Raw genomic sequence first — 15,051 nt, 5'->3', positions numbered from 1 at the left:
AGATGCGGCTAGCGCGCCGCCGCCACCATGCCCGGCGATACGCCGTACTTGCGCACGAACTGCCGCGTCATGTGGCTTTGATCGGCAAAGCCGCAAGCGGCCGCCACTTCCGCCAACGGCTCGCCTTGGGCGATCAGCCGGCGCGCCAGGGCCACGCGACGCTGCACCTGATAGGCGTGGGGCGTGAGGCCCGTGACGCGGGCAAAGCCGCGCAATACCTGGAAGCGGCTCAGGCCGGTCTCGCGCGCGAGGTCGAGCAGGGAGATGGCCGCGGCCGGGTCATCATCAATGCGGGTGCGGGCGAGCCGGATGGCATCAGGGACTGCGTCGATGTGGTGGTTGGCCGGTCGGTTTGCGGCATGCAGCGCGTCTGCAAGGACGGACAGGAGCAGTTGCTCGCGCAGCAGCGCGTCGTTTCGGGTGGCGGGCATCGTCATCTGCGCAAACAGCAGACGGACGCGCGGTGCGAGATTGGAGTCGCGGATGACCGGGCGGTCAAACTCAGCGTCGCCATTGTGGCCGGGGTGCAGATCCGTCGCCAAGTCGCCGACCACGCCCGGGTCGAGGTAAAGCATGCGCCACGCGCGCCCGGCATCGCCGATGGGTGTGCCATCGTGCACTTCAAACGGGTTGACCGTGATGACGTCGCCCGCACCGGCTTCCACGGTGCCGCGTCCGCTGAACGACTTCTGCGCCCCGCGATCGACGATGCCGATGCCGAACTGGCCGTGCGTGTGGCGAGGAAAAGCGTGGCCGGAATCTGCGGCAACGGCTTCCACGCCGCGCATGGCGCAGCGATGCATCGAAAACGCGAGGTTGGCCGGCCGGCTGGGCAAGGGCAGTTCCTTGTGACAGGGGGTGCGCGAATACGGGTGTGCAGCGTGGCAGCAGCATACGCTTTCTTCGCATTTCGCTCATTTTTTGCCCACAGGCGGTTGGTATGCTGGCGCTTTCTGCGGCAGCGCGCCCGCTAAGATGGGGCCGAGCCTGCTGCCGGGCAGCGCGGGAAGCTCCCGCCGGCGGCGCCCTGCAGCCCCTGACTGAACCATGCGCCCGTCTTTCGGTATCACCTCCAAGCTGTTCGTTGCGTTGTTCATGCTGAGCATCGTCGTTGCGCTCGCCATGGGCGCGGCGGTGCGCTGGCGCTTTGACGCCAACTTTCTCGACTACGTGAACGCACGCGAGGCTGAGCGCATGGCCGTGCTCGCGCAAAGCGTGGAATCCGCCTACACGCAGCACGGGGGCTGGGATTTCCTGCGCGGCGATCGCATGGCATGGTTCAGCCTGCTGCGCCGCGAAGGCGCCCGGGCACGCGCCAACGGCATGGGCGGCGACCGCTTCGATCTGCCGCCGGGTCATCGCTTCGATCCGCTCCCGCCCGGCATCGAAAAAGACGCGCCGCCGCCGCCCGGGCCGCCCACCGCAGGCCGCTTGCCGCCGCACCCGCCCGGCGAGCCGCCGACCCCTCATTCGCCGATCTGGCTGCTGGATGCCCAGCGCAACGTCATCATTGGCGACGGGCCGCCGCTGGGCCCCAATGCGCGTTGGCAGGAACTGCGCCACAACGGCCAGACCGTCGGCTGGCTGGCCATGCCGCCGCGCATGCGCGTGCCTGAAGGCGCCGACCAGGCGTTCCAGGCGCAGCAGTTGCGCGCCACGTGGATCATCGCGGGGCTCTCCGTCCTGCTGGCGGCGCTGGTGGCGGTGCTGCTCGCACGCGGTCTGCTGGCGCCGATGCGTCGCCTGACAGATGCCGCGCGCCGCATGGCCGACGGCGACTACGCCACCCGCGTCGACGTCCATTCACGCGATGAACTCGGCGAGCTGGCCGCGGATTTCAACCACCTTGCCGCATCGCTGGAGACCAACCAGAAGATGCGTCGCCAGCTCACGGCCGATATTTCGCATGAACTGCGCACGCCGCTGGCCGTGCTGCGCGGCGAGCTCGAAGCGCTGGAAGACGGCGTGCGCCCGTTGACGGCCACCTCGCTCGCGTCGTTGCAGGCGGAGGTGTCGACGCTCAACAAGCTCATCGACGACTTGTATGAACTCTCGCTGGCAGACGTGGGCGCGCTGGCCTTCCACATGGAGCCGCTCGACCTGGCCGATACCGTGTGCAGCGCCGTGCAGGGCTTCACGCCGCGCCTGATGGAAAAGCGCATCGCGTTGCAACTGGACGTGCCGGCCGCGCCGTCGCATTCCACGATGGTCAAAGGCGACGCGCAGCGCCTGCGGCAGGTCATGCAGAACCTGCTGGAAAACACCCTGCGCTATACCGACGCCGGCGGCACGCTGCGCGTGCATGTCCATCAGGAAGGCGGTTGGCAGCAGATCGACGTGCAGGACAGCGCGCCGGGCGTGCCCGAGACGATGCTGCCGCGCATTTTCGATCGCTTGTTCCGGGTGGATGCCTCGCGCAGCCGGGCACAAGGCGGGGCGGGCCTCGGATTGAGCCTGTGCCAGACCATCGTTGCCGCACACGGCGGCACCATTGAAGCCAGACATTCGCCGTTGGGCGGGCTGTGGATCGCCATCCGCCTGCCTGTTCTTGATGTGCTTGATCCGCTAGCCGACCATGATTCTGATCATTGAAGACGAACCCAAGCTGGCTGCATTGATGACCGACTATCTGCACGCCGCTCACTACGAGACCGAGTGGCTGGCCGATGGCACGCACGCGACGCAGCGCGTTCGCGAGACGGCACCCGAACTCGTGCTGCTCGACCTCATGCTGCCCGGCAAGGACGGCCTGGAAATCTGCCGCGAGGTGCGCGCCTTCAGTGAAGTGCCCATCGTCATGGTGACGGCGCGCGTGGAAGAAATCGACCGCCTGCTCGGCCTTGAACTGGGGGCCGACGACTACGTCTGCAAGCCCTTCAGCCCGCGCGAACTCGTGGCGCGCATCAAGACCATCCTGCGGCGCGTACAGCGCGGTGGCGGCGTGCCGGAGAGCGCGTTGCACATCGATGCCGCTGCCTATGCCGCCACGCTGCGCGGCCAGCGCCTCGACCTCACGCCGGTTGAATTTCGCCTGCTGGCCGCGCTTGCAGGCGCACCGGGGCGCATTCTGTCGCGCTCGAATCTGCTCGAGCAGATCTACGACGACCACCGCATCGTGACCGACCGCACGGTCGATACGCACATCAAGAATCTGCGCCGCAAGATGGAGCAGGTGAGCCCGGGCACCGAGATGATCCATTCCGTCTATGGCGTGGGTTACCGGCTCGACGCCTGAGGTTCAAGAAAACTCCTCCGTTTGCCCACGTTTTATGCAGGGTCGATGGCTACAGTAAGCGTATGGCTGGCGTGTCCGGCCGACGTTCTTATCAGGAGCTTCATCATGACCGCTGTGATTTCCCGCCGCCTGGCCGCCGCTGCTGCCGGGCTCGTTCTTTCATGTGCCGCGATGGCCCAGACTGCTGCACCGGGCGCCGCTCCGCTCTCACCGATGCAGCCCATGCAGTCGATACCACCGCATGGCCCCGGCATGATGGGGCGAGGGCCCGGCCCTGCATTCGGCCCAGGCGGTCCGCATGGCATGGACTCCCATCATGGTGGCGCGCCTTTCCTGCGCGGCCTGGACCTGAGTGAAGCGCAGCGTGACAAGATCTTCGCCATCGAATATGCGCAGATGCCGGAAGCGCGCGAGCAGCGCAAGGCCATCGAGCACGCCTGGCGCGATCTGCATCAGATGGTGACTTCGGGCCAGTATGACGAAGCGCGCGCGCGCAGCCTGACCGAATCGCTGGGCCGCGCCGTGGCGCGCGAAGCGCAACTGCGTGCGCAAGCCGGCGCCAAGGTCATGCAGGTGCTCACGCCCGAGCAGCGCAAGCAGATCGCCGATCGTGAAGCCCAGCGTGTGGCCGAACTCCCGCCGGAACGCAACGAAGGTGCGCCGATGCCGGAACTGGCCGCGATGTAACGCGAAGCGCGATCAGCGGTAGACGACGACCGGCACGTCTGCGTAGGTCAGCACCTTGCGCGTCTCGTTGCCGATCAAGAGTCGCCCCATCAAGCTGCGGTGCCCGTGCGATGCCATGAAGATGACGTCGCACGCGTGCCGCTTGGCCGCGTCAAGAATGCCCAGGTAAGGCTCGGCAAACTGCGACACATCGCTGTCGAACTGCACACCTTCTTCCCGGGCGCGCTCTGCAATGCGCTCGATGCACTCCTTGGCGTAGCCCTGCACCGTTTCCATGTAGTACGCGTGTGGACACTCGCCCACGCCGGCCGAATAGGCCATGTTGGGAAATTCTTCAATGCACGTGTAGGCGGTGAGGCGGCAACCGGTCGCGCGCGCCAACTCGAGTGCGCCGTCGATGGCCTTACGGCACTGCTCGGAGCCGTCGGTCGGCAAGAGGATATGGGTAAACATGGCGGTCTCCATGGGGAACCCATCTCCACGTTACTGCGCCCTCCAATGCGCCTCTATCGTGGAAAACGCTAGTGCAGCACAGCATTTCGGCCGATATGACGACCGGTCGATCGCGAAGCACGGTCGTTCGGATATTGACGTGGCAAATTGCGGCTTACCCGTGTTGCCACGCCTGCCGGTAGCGCGACGGCGGCGCGCCAAGCTGGAGTGCAAATCGCCGGCTGAAATGGCTCGGGCTGGCAAAGCCGCAGCGCTCGGCAATCGTCGCCAGCGCAAGGGTGGTGGTGCGCAGCAGCGTTTGTGCACGCGCCATGCGTTGCTGCATCACCCACTCATGCGGCGCGGCCCCGAACGATGCACGAAACATCCGCGCGAAATGGAATTCCGACAGGTTGGCTTCTGCCGCCAGTTGTCCGAGCGACAGGGGCAGATGCAGTTCGGCATCGATGCGGGCGGCAACGCGCCGGCACACGTGCGGCGCCAACCCGCCGCGCACGGCCAGCACCCGCGTGCGGCCCTGCGTCTGCACCAGATACGACAGCGTGTCGTTGGCCAGCGCGTTGGCGCGCATGCGGTCGTCCAGGTCGGTCCAATCGAGCTGAGCGATGTTCGCGCAGGCTTGTGCGAGATGCACGTCTTCGATGAAGGTGCGGTCGTGCAGCGTGAACAGGCGGGGCTCTGCGTCGAGCAGACGCACGGCGTGCCCGGCCAGCGCGTCGGGCGTGAAATACAGATGAACGAAACGCATCGGCTGCTCGATCACCCAGCTTGACTGGTGTTCGGCCGGCAGCATGCAAACGCGCCCCGGCGCGCCGAAGAGGTGCGGCAGATCCTGGCGGTGCGTGGTGTACCCGCCTTGCAGATAGACCGAAAGCGTATGGTGCTCGGGCTCGATATAGCGCGCCTCGTCGTGTTCGTTGCGCCAGATGGCGGCGGTCACGCCATCGCCCAGGTGCGCGACGCGCTCGAGCGAAGCACGCGAGCCGCGGGCAAGCGTGCCGAAGACACTCGCATCTGCGGTAACGCGAGGATCGGCAGGTGGAGTCGATGGGGACGAGGAAGGGCGGCGCACGCGTCGATGTTACCAACGAAGGCGCCGCGACGCGTGCGGTGTTATCCGCCGCAGAGCTGGCGCGCGACTTCGCCCGCCAAGCCGATGCCGTCGACGCGTTGCCACCCGGCGTCGTTGGCGATCTGCCTTTCGCTGACTGTCAGGGCGCCTTGATACAGCTTGGCCTGCGAGACCGAAAACTGTCGGCTGCGGCAATCGATGGTGTATAGAAAATCGGCCATGTTGCCACGAAAGGCGCCGAACATGCGCTGCAGCGAACGCATGCCCGCGCGGTTCGACGCTTTCAAGCGCACCCAGGCGCTGACTGGGCCGCTAGGCATGCGCTGGATGCTGCCGACGTCGAGCGACGCGTGGCTGTCGGGTTGATCGGGCAGCGGGATCCAACGCTCCGCGCCGGCCACCGGCAGGGACAGCGCTGCCAGGGCCACGAGCGCCACCAGCATGCCGGGCATGACACGGCGCGCGAACAAGAAGGATGTCATCTGGGCTTGCCGCCCGGTACGGGGATGGCAATCGAATCGGAATGGCTGCAGGCCATCATCACGCCGGCTTTGTCGACGTCGATCATCACGGTGCCGGGCTTGTCGGCCGTACTGGGCGTGGCAGCCAGGCTGCCCGACAGGCGCTGCATGATCGCGTGACAGGTCGGGGCGTTGGAAGCAACAGTGGTGGCTTTGCCCGCCTTGGGTGCCGGAAGCGGCGCGGGTGCCGCAACGGCAACCGGTGGCCGGCCGGAAGCAGCCGCCGGCGCCGGCGTCGTGAAAGCGTGCGCACGCGGCAGCGCAACGAGCGCAGCCAGCACGCTCACGGCAATCGGCAGCCGCGTGGTGCGCCGTGAAAGCGATCGATTGGGGGAGGACAGAGACGGCATGACAGTCCAGGCACGGGCATCCAAATTGCGCCTGCTAGGTCACGGGGCAGACGCGCTCTTTCGACCAATAACGGCACGCTGCGCCCGAACTTGACGCGGCAATCTGCCTCATGGGTCACTCTTGCGTGATTTTGCCTGCGCAAAGCGACTTCACGTGAACGACATAATCGGGCAGGTCGGAACATTCTCACCAATGTAGCCACCAAGGAATAGGTCGGGGAGATTTTCTCCGGCGTCGTTTGTATCGTGAAACGGGCCGCACATGAGTTCGCACATGCCGACGATGCAAGCAGGCGGGACAAGCAGCAACGGGGTTCGCGCAGTGCCAAAACAAATGGGGCGGCGGAAATGAAAATGGGATGGAATACCCGGTCTTTTCCGCCCTTTGTTTTTCCAAGGGGGCCACTATGATTCACAACATGGCGATGCGATGCGTGACTGCGTCGATTGCCCCATGGGTCGGTTCTCCTCTCTGGAACAGATCGACACGGTCCAGAGATTTCAACCCGCGCCTCGTCAACTGAGCGCGGGTTTTTTCTTGGGCGGCGCAAACGTAGGGTGGCCACCACACGGGCGTCAGGGGTATCACAGGCAATACCCTTCAGTTTTCCACCAGCCCGCCGTTGTGGTTAGGGTCGAGACACGTGTAGTCTCGCGACTCGCTTTCCCATTGCCGTCGCTGTTGCCGTTGTCGCCCAAGCCATCGCATTGCCCATGACCCAGTTCCTTCCGGCTCAGGCCGGAGCCTTTCCTGCAGATGTTGCGCCCAGCCCCGAGGCCGCGCAACGTCCGGTGGCGGTCACGGCCGGGGCGATGGCCGAAGGGCGTAACACCGATTTCGACGCGCTGTCTCGGCTGTCGTCCGACGCGGTATTGCTGACCGTGGATGGGCGCCTGGTGCAAGCCAACCCGGCCGCTGCCCGTCTGCTGGGCGCGCAGGATCCAGCGCAATTGGCAGGCCTGCAACTCGCCGGCCTGATTCATCCCGATGACGTTGCCCAGGTGGTGCCGCGCCTGGCGGGCATGGTGAGCAGCGGCGTGTCTGCCCAGCCCGTCGAGCACCGTCTCGTGCGTGCCGACTACACGCATGTTCTGGTTGCCAGCGAAGCCGCCGCGTGCGAGCACGAAGGCCAGCCCGCCGTCATGCTCGTGCTGCGTGAAGCCGTGTCGCGCCATGCGCTGGAGCGACACGCCGTTCAGGCCCGCGCCGAGGCGCTGTATGCGCGCCGCCTGCTCGCTTCGGAGAATGCCGTGCTTGCGCAACTTGCCTCCAACGCGACGCTGTCGACCGTGCTGCGCCACCTGTGCCTGTACGTCGAGCAGGTCTACCCGAATGCCATGTCGGCGCTCTTGTTGCTGGATGCAGGCTCGCAGACCCTGCGTGTGGCCGCCGCGCCCACGTTGCCTGCGGCCTATGCTGCCACGCTGGAAAACTCGCCTGTCGACCCCGAGGCGGGCGCATGCGGTTGTGCCATGTACCTGGGCGACACCGTGTTCATCGACAGCATTGCGACCGACCCGCGCTGGCAGCGGGAGCGCACGGCAGCACTGGCGGCGGGCTTTGCTTCCGCCTGGGCGTTGCCGATCCGTTCATCGCGCGGGGACAAGCTTGGTGTGCTCGCGCTGTTCTATCGACAGCCGTGCATGCCCGTGGAAGAAGAACAGCATTTCCTTGACGACGTCACGCACCTGGCGGGCGTTGCCATTCAGAAAGACAACGTCGAACGTGGTCTGGCCGAAAGCGAAGAGCGCTACCGGCTGGCGATTTCGAACCTGCACGAAGGCGTCGTCATCATGTCGCCGGACGGTGTGGTGCAGGCCGCCAATGCCAGCGCCGAGCGCATCCTGCGGGTGCGTCCGGGCCAGCTTGTCGGCCGCAACCGGCTCGACCCGATTCAACGCGTCGTGGACGAGCACGGCAAGGAAGTCGGCTCGACCATGATGCCGTCCGGGCTGGTGCTGCGCACCGGCGAGCCCATCTTCGGCCGCGTCTACGGGCTATTGCTCAAGACCGGTGAACTGATGTGGGTGCGGCAGAACATCATTCCGATCCGTCGTCACGCCGAGCCCACGCCCAGCAGCGTGATGCTGTCGTTTGCCGATATCACCGACATCAAGCGCGCCGAGCAGCGCCTGCGCCATCTGGCCGCGCACGACGCGCTCACGGGGCTGACCAACCGCAGCTTTTTCATCGCGCACCTGGAAAGCGCCATTGAGAGCGCGCGTGACGAGAGCCGCGAACTGGCGCTTTTCTTCCTCGACCTGGACCGCTTCAAGAGCGTGAACGACACCGCGGGCCATGCCTGCGGCGACACGCTGCTGCAAAGCGCGGCCGCGCGCCTGACCGACTGCATCGGCCCGGGCGACGTGATCGCCCGTCTGGGCGGCGACGAGTTCGTCATCCTCATCGACCAGCGTGTCGAGGGCAAGCGCATTGCGCTGCTGGCTGAACGTTTGCTTCAGGCCATGCGCGAGCCGTTCGATACCGTCAACGGGCGGTATTACCTGGGCGTGTCGATTGGCGTGGCACTGTATCCGCACGACGGCATTTCGGGGTCCGACCTGCTGCGTTCGGCTGACGCCGCCATGTACCGGGCCAAGCAGAACGGCCGTAACCGTGCACAGTTCTACACGGCTGAACTGAACGCCCGCCTGCAACGTCGCTACATGCTGGAAAACGCGCTGCGCGACGCGCGCGAGAACAACGAACTGCAGCTCGTCTATCAGCCCAAGTACGACCTGGCCAGCCATCGCATCGTTGGCGCCGAGGCGCTGCTGCGCTGGAACAGCGCCAAGCTCGGAGCGATCTCGCCGGTGGAGTTCATCCCGGTGGCGGAAGAGACCGGGCTGATCGTACCGATTGGCGCATGGGTCCTGCGCCGTGCCTGTGAACAGGCCGTGATCTGGTACGAGGCGCTGGGCTACGACTTCCGCATGGCGGTCAACCTGTCGGCGCGCCAGTTCCAGGCCGGCGACGTGGTGCCGATGATCGAGCAGACGCTGGCCGACTCTGGCCTGCCGCCCACCGCGCTCGAAGTCGAAATTACCGAAAGCCTGCTGATGGGTGGTGCGGATGAAGTCCGCCCCATGTTCGATGCGCTCACCGCGCAGGGCATCCGGATCTCCATCGACGATTTCGGTACCGGCTATTCGTCGCTGTCGTATCTGCAGCGCTTCCCGATCAGCAACGTGAAGATCGACCGCTCGTTCATCACGGGCATTCCCGGCGACCCGGATTCCGTGGCGCTGACGGAGGCCATCGTCGCCATGGCCCGCGCCCTCGGCATGACGGTCACGGCCGAAGGCGTGGAAGACGCCGACCAGGTGGAATTCCTCGCCAAGGCGGGCTGCCAGGAAATCCAGGGTTACTACATCGGCAAGCCGGTCACGGCCGAAGGTTTTGACCGCTTGCTGCGGGCGCACCTGTCGGTGGTGGATGCCGGCGTGCGCGCCGCGCTGGGCTGACGGCCTGGCCGGGAACGCGCCTTTCCCACCATTCACACCGGTGTTTCTGCCGTTCGTCGCAATCCGCTCCCGCGTGCGGCGGCTGGCACCTAAGCTGGCGTCATTCCAACAGGGAGACCGCCATGCTCGAATCGATCGCCTCCATCGTCTCGCATACGCCCGCCTGGGTGTTCGTCGTGTTTGCCGTGCTCATTGCCATTGGGGTGCGTCAGATGCAGCCCCGCATCGTGTCGCGCCGCCGCCTGATCGTGCTGCCGCTCGTGGTGGCCGCGTATTCGCTTTACGGCGTGTCGATGGCAAGCCATGGCAGCCCGCTTGCGCTCACGATGTGGCTGGTCGCGGTTGTCATGGCGTTCCTGGTGACGTATATGTCGCCGCCCAACGGCGCCGTCTCTGAAACGGCCCGCACTGTGCGTGTGCCGGGCAGCTGGGTACCGATGGTCGTGATCGTGGGCCTGTTCGCCGCCCGCTATGCCTACAACGTGATGCTCGCGATGCACCCGGAAGTCTCGCACTCCGGCAGCTTCATGGCGCTGTTCAGCGCGCTGTTCGGCTTCCTGGGCGGCCTGCTGCTCTCGCGCTCGGTGCTGCTGCACGTGCGTACGCCGCGCCTGGCGGCGGCTTGAACCAGCAATCGGCGTTAACATCCGGCATGTTGCAATCTCCATTCAAGACGGGACGACATGCTGGAACTCGATGGCACCATCTGGCTACGCGCCGGTGAAGACAACTGGGGCGGGCGTGGCCGGATCGAACTGTTGGCTGCCATCGGGCAGACCGGCTCCATCACGGCAGGCGCCAAAGCCGTGGGCCTTTCCTACAAGGCCGCCTGGGACGCCATCGACACCATGAACAACCTGGCCGGCGAGCCCCTGGTGGTGCGCACCACGGGCGGCAAGGGCGGTGGCGGCAGTGTGCTGACGCCGCGTGCGCAACGGCTGATCGAGAGCTTTCGCGTGCTGGAAGCCGAGCACCGCCGCTTCGTCGAGCGCCTGGATGCGGCCGCGCAGGCCGCCAGTGAAGACGTCAACCTGCTGCGCCGCCTCATGTTGCGCACGAGCGCGCGCAATACGCTGTTCGGCACGGTCGAATCGGTCGCGCCGGGCGCCGTCAACGATGTGGTGACGCTGCGCCTGCCCGGCGGGCAGGCTGTCGCCGCCACCATCACCCAGGAGAGCACGCGCGTGCTGGGGCTGGCGCCGGGCGTGCAGGCCGTCGCGCTCATCAAGGCGCCTGCCGTGATGCTGATGCGCGGCGCCGGCGAGTGGCGCGTCTCGGCAGAAAACCAATTGCCCTGCGTGGTCACGGAAATCCGCGATGGTGCGGTGCAGGCCGAAGTGCGGCTGCGCCTGCTGGATGCGAGCGCCGCGTCGGCGGGGGAAACCGTGCTGGTGGCCATGCTCTCGCGCACGGCGGTTCAAACGCTGGCACTGGCCGCAGGCGTGGAAGCCGTCGCCGTGTTCGAGGCGTCGAGCGTGATCTTGGGATTGGCCTGACACCCTCATGACGCCGAAAACCCTGCTGATCGTCTACCACTCGATGACGGGCGGCGCGCGCCAGATGGCCGAGGCCGCGCAGGCGGGCGCCGCAGAAGAGGGCGGTGTGACTGTGCGCTTGCTGCACGCCGCGCAAGCCGGCCCCGACGATGTGCTTGCCGCAGACGGCTATCTCTTCGCGACACCCGAAAACCTCGCTGCCATCAGCGGCCAGCTCAAGGATTTCTTCGATCGCTGCTATTACCCTGCGCTCGACCGCATCAACGGTCGTCCATACGCGTGCCTGATCTGCGCGGGCAGCGATGGCCAGAATGCGGTGCGTCAGATTGAACGCATTGCCACCGGCTGGCGGCTCAAGCCCGTGGCCGAGCCGATCATCGTCTGCACGCATGCGCAGACGCCCGAGGCCATCCTGGCGCCAAAGCAGATTGGCGCAGAGGCTCTGGAGCGCTGCCGTGCCCTCGGGCAGGCCTTGGCAACGGGGCTTGCGTTGGGCGTGTTCTGACGCTAGCGGTTCACCACCGCCGTCAGATGTGGATACGGCGAGAGCGGTGGTGCATCGGGCGCCCGCACGGCATCGGCTACGACGCGGCCATCGCGCAGTTCGAATACGTGGTCGCCGAAGATCTCCACATCGGCCGGGTCGTGCGTGATCATCAGCATCGGCACCTGCAGCCGCGCTTGCAGGGCGGACAGCTCCGAGCGCATGCGCGTGCGCAACGCCGGGTCCAGCGCGGCAAAGGGCTCGTCGAGCAGCAGCATGGACGGCTCGGCGATGAGCGCGCGGGCCAGTGCCACACGCTGGCGCTGGCCGCCGGAAATCTGCGTCGGAAAATTGGCGGCGACGTTGCCCAGCTCAAACATGTCGATCCACTGCTGGACGCGCGGATCGTGGGTGCGGCGCGGCGGGTTGGACCACCCGCGCTTGAGCCCGAACGCGATGTTCTGCGCCACCGTCAGGTGGTTGAAGAGCGCGTAGTCCTGGAAGAGGTAACCGACGCGGCGTTCCTGCGCGCTGAGGTTGATGCCGTCGGCGTGGTCGAACAGCGTACGACCGTTGAGCATGATGCGGCCGCGCTCGGGCGTCATCAGGCCGGCAATGGCGCGCAGCGTGAGGCTCTTGCCGGCGCCTGAAGGGCCGTACAGCACCACGCGCCGGCTGTCCGAGCGCACGGCAATGTCGAGCGAGAACACCCGCGCCGCGCTGGTGAGCGTTTTCTGCACGACGAGGTCGATCATGCCGCCGCTCATGCCAGTTGCTCCTGCAGGCTCGGTGCGCGCCCTTGCAGCAGGCGGCTGGCCACGACCAGCACCACGATGCAGGTGACCGATGTGATCAGCACCAGCGTATTGGCCGTGGCGTCGTCGCCGGCCTGCACGGCTTCGTAGATGGCCACGGAGAGCGTCTGCGTGCGGCCGGGCAGGTTGCCGGCAATCATGAGGGTGGCACCAAATTCGCCCAGGGCACGTGCAAAGGCCAGCAGCACGCCGGCAGCAATGCCGCGCGCGGCCAGTGGCAGCGTGACGCGAAAGAACACGGCGGCCTCGGGCAGGCCCAGCACGCGCGCCGCGTTTTCCAATTGATGATCGACGCCTTCAAAGGCGGCGCGTGCCGACTTCATGACCAGCGGAAACGCCACCACGGTGGAGGCAATCACCGCGCCTTGCCAGGTAAAGACGAGCTGGATGCCCATGCTGTCGAGCCACCCGCCGATCGTGCCGCGCCGGCCCAGCAGCACCAGCAGGTAATAGCCGAGCACCGTCGGCGGCAGCACCAGGGGCAGCGTCAAGACCGAATCGATGACCTCGCGCAGGCGGCTGCGCGTGCGTGCGAGCGCGTAGGCCGCGCCCACGCCCAGCACGAGGTTGAGGACGGTCGCCCAGCCCGCCACCTTGAGTGAGAGCAGCAGAGGCGTCCAGATGGAAGCAGACATGCGGATACGTTGGGAAGCTGCCGTCGGCCGGCCGGGTCATGCCCGCGAACGGCGCGGTGCGTCGGGTGCCGGCGACAGATTGGGTGAGTTATCCGCAATATAGGGTTGGATATAACGCCAGGTCAATCCTGGCATGTTGCGCAGCACTGCGCGAAAGTCGCATGGGCGTAGGTCGCGGGCAGTCCACAGCAAAAAAACGCGGCCGAAGCCGCGCAGATCTCGCTTTCCAGAGAGAGGGAGCAATGCTTTCGTTACTGTTGCGCCACCGTTGCGGGCTGGGCCGCATTGGCCGCATTGGCCGCGGCGGCTGTGTTAGCCGGTGTAGCCGGTGCGGCCGGCGGCAGATCACCCCAGCCGCCGCCCAGCGCCTTGATGAGCCCCACCGTGGAGTTCATGCGGCTGCCGGCCAGCTGCACGCCGATGCGTTCGGCGGACAGCATGTTGCGCTCGGCATCGATCACGTCCAGGTAGTTGACCGACCCCGCGTTGTAGCGCGTACGCGAGAGTTGCGCGGCGCGCGTGGAAGCGCGCACGGCGTCGTCCTGTGCCTTGGCCTGATCGGCCAGCAGACGCAGTTCCGAGAGGTTGTCTTCCACCTCGCGGAAGGCGACGAGCACGCTTTCGCGGTAGTTGGCGACGTTCTCTTCATACGCGGCACGCGCCTGCTTCACGCCGGCGCTGCGGGCGCCACCGTCGAAGATCGGCAGCGACAGCGCGGTGCCGACCAGCGGGCCGAGAATCCACGTGCGGCTGCCCCACTTGAGCAGGTCGCCGATGTCGTGCGACTCGTAGCCGAAGCCGCCCGTGAGCTGCAGTTGCGGGAAGAACGCCGCGCGCGCCACGCCAATGCGTGCGTTGGCAGCCGCCATCGAGCGTTCGGCAGCGGCCACGTCGGGGCGGCGTTCCAGCAGGGCGGAGGGCAGGCCCGCCGGTACGCGCACTTCGGCCGATTGCAGCGGGTCTGCGCCCATCGTGAAATCGGCCGGTGCCTTGCCCAGCAGCGTTGCCAGTGCGTGCTCGAGCACCGCGCGACGGCGCTGTACGCCGATGCGGTCGGAGCGTGCCGTGGCCAGTTCGGCATCAGCGCGGGCGACGTCCAGCTCGCCAATGTCGCCGGTGTTGAAGCGGCGCTGCACGAGCTTGAGCGCCTCTTCACGGCCGACCAGCGTGCGGGACAGCAAGGCTTCTTCCGCATCCAGCGTGCGCAGGCTGAAGTACGTCTGCGCCACGTCGGCCTGCAATGACAGGCGGGCGGCGCGGTACAGCGCTTCGACACGCTCGGCGTCGGCGCCGGCGGCATCGATGTTGTTGCGCACGCGGCCGAACAAGTCGACTTCATACGCCACGGTGGATTGCGCGCGCCAGTACGTCTGCGGTTGCACGGGCGCGCCGACCGGCAGGCCCGCCGATGCCGCCGAAGCCCGCTGGCGCGTCGGGCCGAAGCCCGCATCCAGTTCCGGGAACAGCGATGCACGGTTGGCCTGCACGAAGGCGCGCGCCTGGTTCACACGCGCGGCTGCGGCGGCCAGCGTGGGGCTGGCTTCAGCGGCCTGCGCTTCGAGCTTGTCGAGCGTCGGATCGTTGAAGATCTTCCACCACGCGCCGTCGGCGGGCAGGGCGGGCTCGGCGGTCTTCCACTTGCCTTGCTCGTTTGCCGCCAGCGGTGCATCGGTCGCTTGTGCTGGTTGCGCTGCTTCCTTGAAGGCGTTGGGTGTGCCAACGTCCGGCTTCTCGTAGGTCGGGGCGAGCGAGCAGGCCGCGAGGAACAGCGCGGCGGCCAGCGCCAGCGGAGTCCAGCGGCCCGCGCGCATGGCCGGACCTGTTTGTCGTTGTGTCGA

15 protein-coding genes are annotated in these 15,051 nt (G+C 66.7%); 7 read left to right on the top strand and 8 right to left on the bottom strand.

Features of this window, described 5'->3' with window-relative positions; translation table 11 throughout:
* Nucleotides 1–8: 8 nt before the first annotated feature.
* A complete protein-coding gene (locus AAHM38_RS03720; protein ID WP_103519479.1) occupies nucleotides 9–788 on the bottom strand; it encodes an AraC family transcriptional regulator in 780 nt (259 codons plus the stop codon).
* Between the two features lie 259 nt (nucleotides 789–1,047).
* Between AAHM38_RS03720 and AAHM38_RS03715 the strand changes: the two genes are divergently transcribed.
* From AAHM38_RS03715 to AAHM38_RS03705, 3 genes are all read left to right on the top strand, one after another.
* Nucleotides 1,048–2,592, top strand: coding sequence for an ATP-binding protein (locus tag AAHM38_RS03715; protein ID WP_009240608.1), 1,545 nt, complete (start codon nucleotides 1,048–1,050; stop codon nucleotides 2,590–2,592).
* On the top strand, nucleotides 2,576–3,235 hold the full coding sequence (locus AAHM38_RS03710) for a response regulator (protein ID WP_009240609.1): 660 nt from the start codon (nucleotides 2,576–2,578) through the stop codon (nucleotides 3,233–3,235). The genes AAHM38_RS03715 and AAHM38_RS03710 overlap by 17 nt, the downstream gene beginning before the upstream one ends.
* Nucleotides 3,236–3,340: 105 nt before the next feature.
* Nucleotides 3,341–3,922 carry a Spy/CpxP family protein refolding chaperone gene (locus AAHM38_RS03705; RefSeq protein ID WP_103519108.1) on the top strand — a complete coding sequence of 194 codons (582 nt, stop codon included), beginning with the start codon at nucleotides 3,341–3,343 and terminating at the stop codon, nucleotides 3,920–3,922.
* Nucleotides 3,923–3,934: 12 nt separating this feature from the next.
* Here the strand turns inward: AAHM38_RS03705 and AAHM38_RS03700 are convergent, their stop codons facing one another.
* From AAHM38_RS03700 to AAHM38_RS03685, 4 genes are all read right to left on the bottom strand, one after another.
* Nucleotides 3,935–4,375 carry a universal stress protein gene (locus AAHM38_RS03700; RefSeq protein WP_009240611.1) on the bottom strand — a complete coding sequence of 147 codons (441 nt, stop codon included), beginning with the start codon at nucleotides 4,373–4,375 and terminating at the stop codon, nucleotides 3,935–3,937.
* Nucleotides 4,376–4,529: 154 nt separating this feature from the next.
* Complete coding sequence (locus AAHM38_RS03695) at nucleotides 4,530–5,447, bottom strand: helix-turn-helix transcriptional regulator (RefSeq protein WP_116575198.1); 918 nt, start codon at nucleotides 5,445–5,447, stop codon at nucleotides 4,530–4,532.
* A gap of 41 nt (nucleotides 5,448–5,488) precedes the next feature.
* Entirely contained in the window at nucleotides 5,489–5,929 is a 441-nt protein-coding gene (locus tag AAHM38_RS03690; RefSeq protein WP_116575197.1) for a hypothetical protein, read from the bottom strand.
* A complete protein-coding gene (locus AAHM38_RS03685; RefSeq protein ID WP_116575196.1) occupies nucleotides 5,926–6,318 on the bottom strand; it encodes a glycoprotein in 393 nt (130 codons plus the stop codon). Before AAHM38_RS03685 ends, AAHM38_RS03690 begins: the two co-directional genes overlap by 4 nt.
* Before the next feature lie 714 nt (nucleotides 6,319–7,032).
* On the opposite strand from AAHM38_RS03685, the gene AAHM38_RS03680 reads away from it, so the two are divergent.
* From AAHM38_RS03680 to AAHM38_RS03665, 4 genes are all read left to right on the top strand, one after another.
* The gene (locus tag AAHM38_RS03680; RefSeq protein WP_116575195.1) at nucleotides 7,033–9,783 is read left to right on the top strand and encodes a sensor domain-containing protein; all 2,751 of its coding nucleotides are present in this window, start codon (nucleotides 7,033–7,035) and stop codon (nucleotides 9,781–9,783) included.
* 122 nt (nucleotides 9,784–9,905) lie between these two features.
* Nucleotides 9,906–10,409, top strand: coding sequence for a DUF6622 family protein (locus AAHM38_RS03675; RefSeq protein ID WP_103519105.1), 504 nt, complete (start codon nucleotides 9,906–9,908; stop codon nucleotides 10,407–10,409).
* Nucleotides 10,410–10,466: 57 nt separating this feature from the next.
* On the top strand, nucleotides 10,467–11,279 hold the full coding sequence (locus AAHM38_RS03670; RefSeq protein WP_009240617.1) for a TOBE domain-containing protein: 813 nt from the start codon (nucleotides 10,467–10,469) through the stop codon (nucleotides 11,277–11,279).
* Nucleotides 11,280–11,286: 7 nt separating this feature from the next.
* Nucleotides 11,287–11,784, top strand: coding sequence for a flavodoxin family protein (locus AAHM38_RS03665; RefSeq protein ID WP_009240618.1), 498 nt, complete (start codon nucleotides 11,287–11,289; stop codon nucleotides 11,782–11,784).
* Nucleotides 11,785–11,786: 2 nt separating this feature from the next.
* On the opposite strand, the gene AAHM38_RS03660 is transcribed toward AAHM38_RS03665, so the two are convergent.
* The 3 genes from AAHM38_RS03660 to AAHM38_RS03650 form a co-directional block, all read right to left on the bottom strand.
* Nucleotides 11,787–12,530 carry a sulfate/molybdate ABC transporter ATP-binding protein gene (locus AAHM38_RS03660; RefSeq protein WP_103519104.1) on the bottom strand — a complete coding sequence of 248 codons (744 nt, stop codon included), beginning with the start codon at nucleotides 12,528–12,530 and terminating at the stop codon, nucleotides 11,787–11,789.
* Nucleotides 12,527–13,213, bottom strand: coding sequence for a molybdate ABC transporter permease subunit (gene modB, locus AAHM38_RS03655; RefSeq protein ID WP_004627431.1), 687 nt, complete (start codon nucleotides 13,211–13,213; stop codon nucleotides 12,527–12,529). Before modB ends, AAHM38_RS03660 begins: the two co-directional genes overlap by 4 nt.
* A gap of 251 nt (nucleotides 13,214–13,464) precedes the next feature.
* The gene (locus tag AAHM38_RS03650) at nucleotides 13,465–15,024 is read right to left on the bottom strand and encodes an efflux transporter outer membrane subunit (protein ID WP_103519103.1); all 1,560 of its coding nucleotides are present in this window, start codon (nucleotides 15,022–15,024) and stop codon (nucleotides 13,465–13,467) included.
* Nucleotides 15,025–15,051 lie beyond the last annotated feature (27 nt).

Source organism: Ralstonia sp. OTU4908, assembly GCF_038440115.1.
Taxonomy (GTDB): domain Bacteria; phylum Pseudomonadota; class Gammaproteobacteria; order Burkholderiales; family Burkholderiaceae; genus Ralstonia; species Ralstonia pickettii.
The sequence above is the reverse complement of the archived record's forward strand: the minus strand, read 5'-3'. Positions and strand labels throughout refer to the sequence as shown.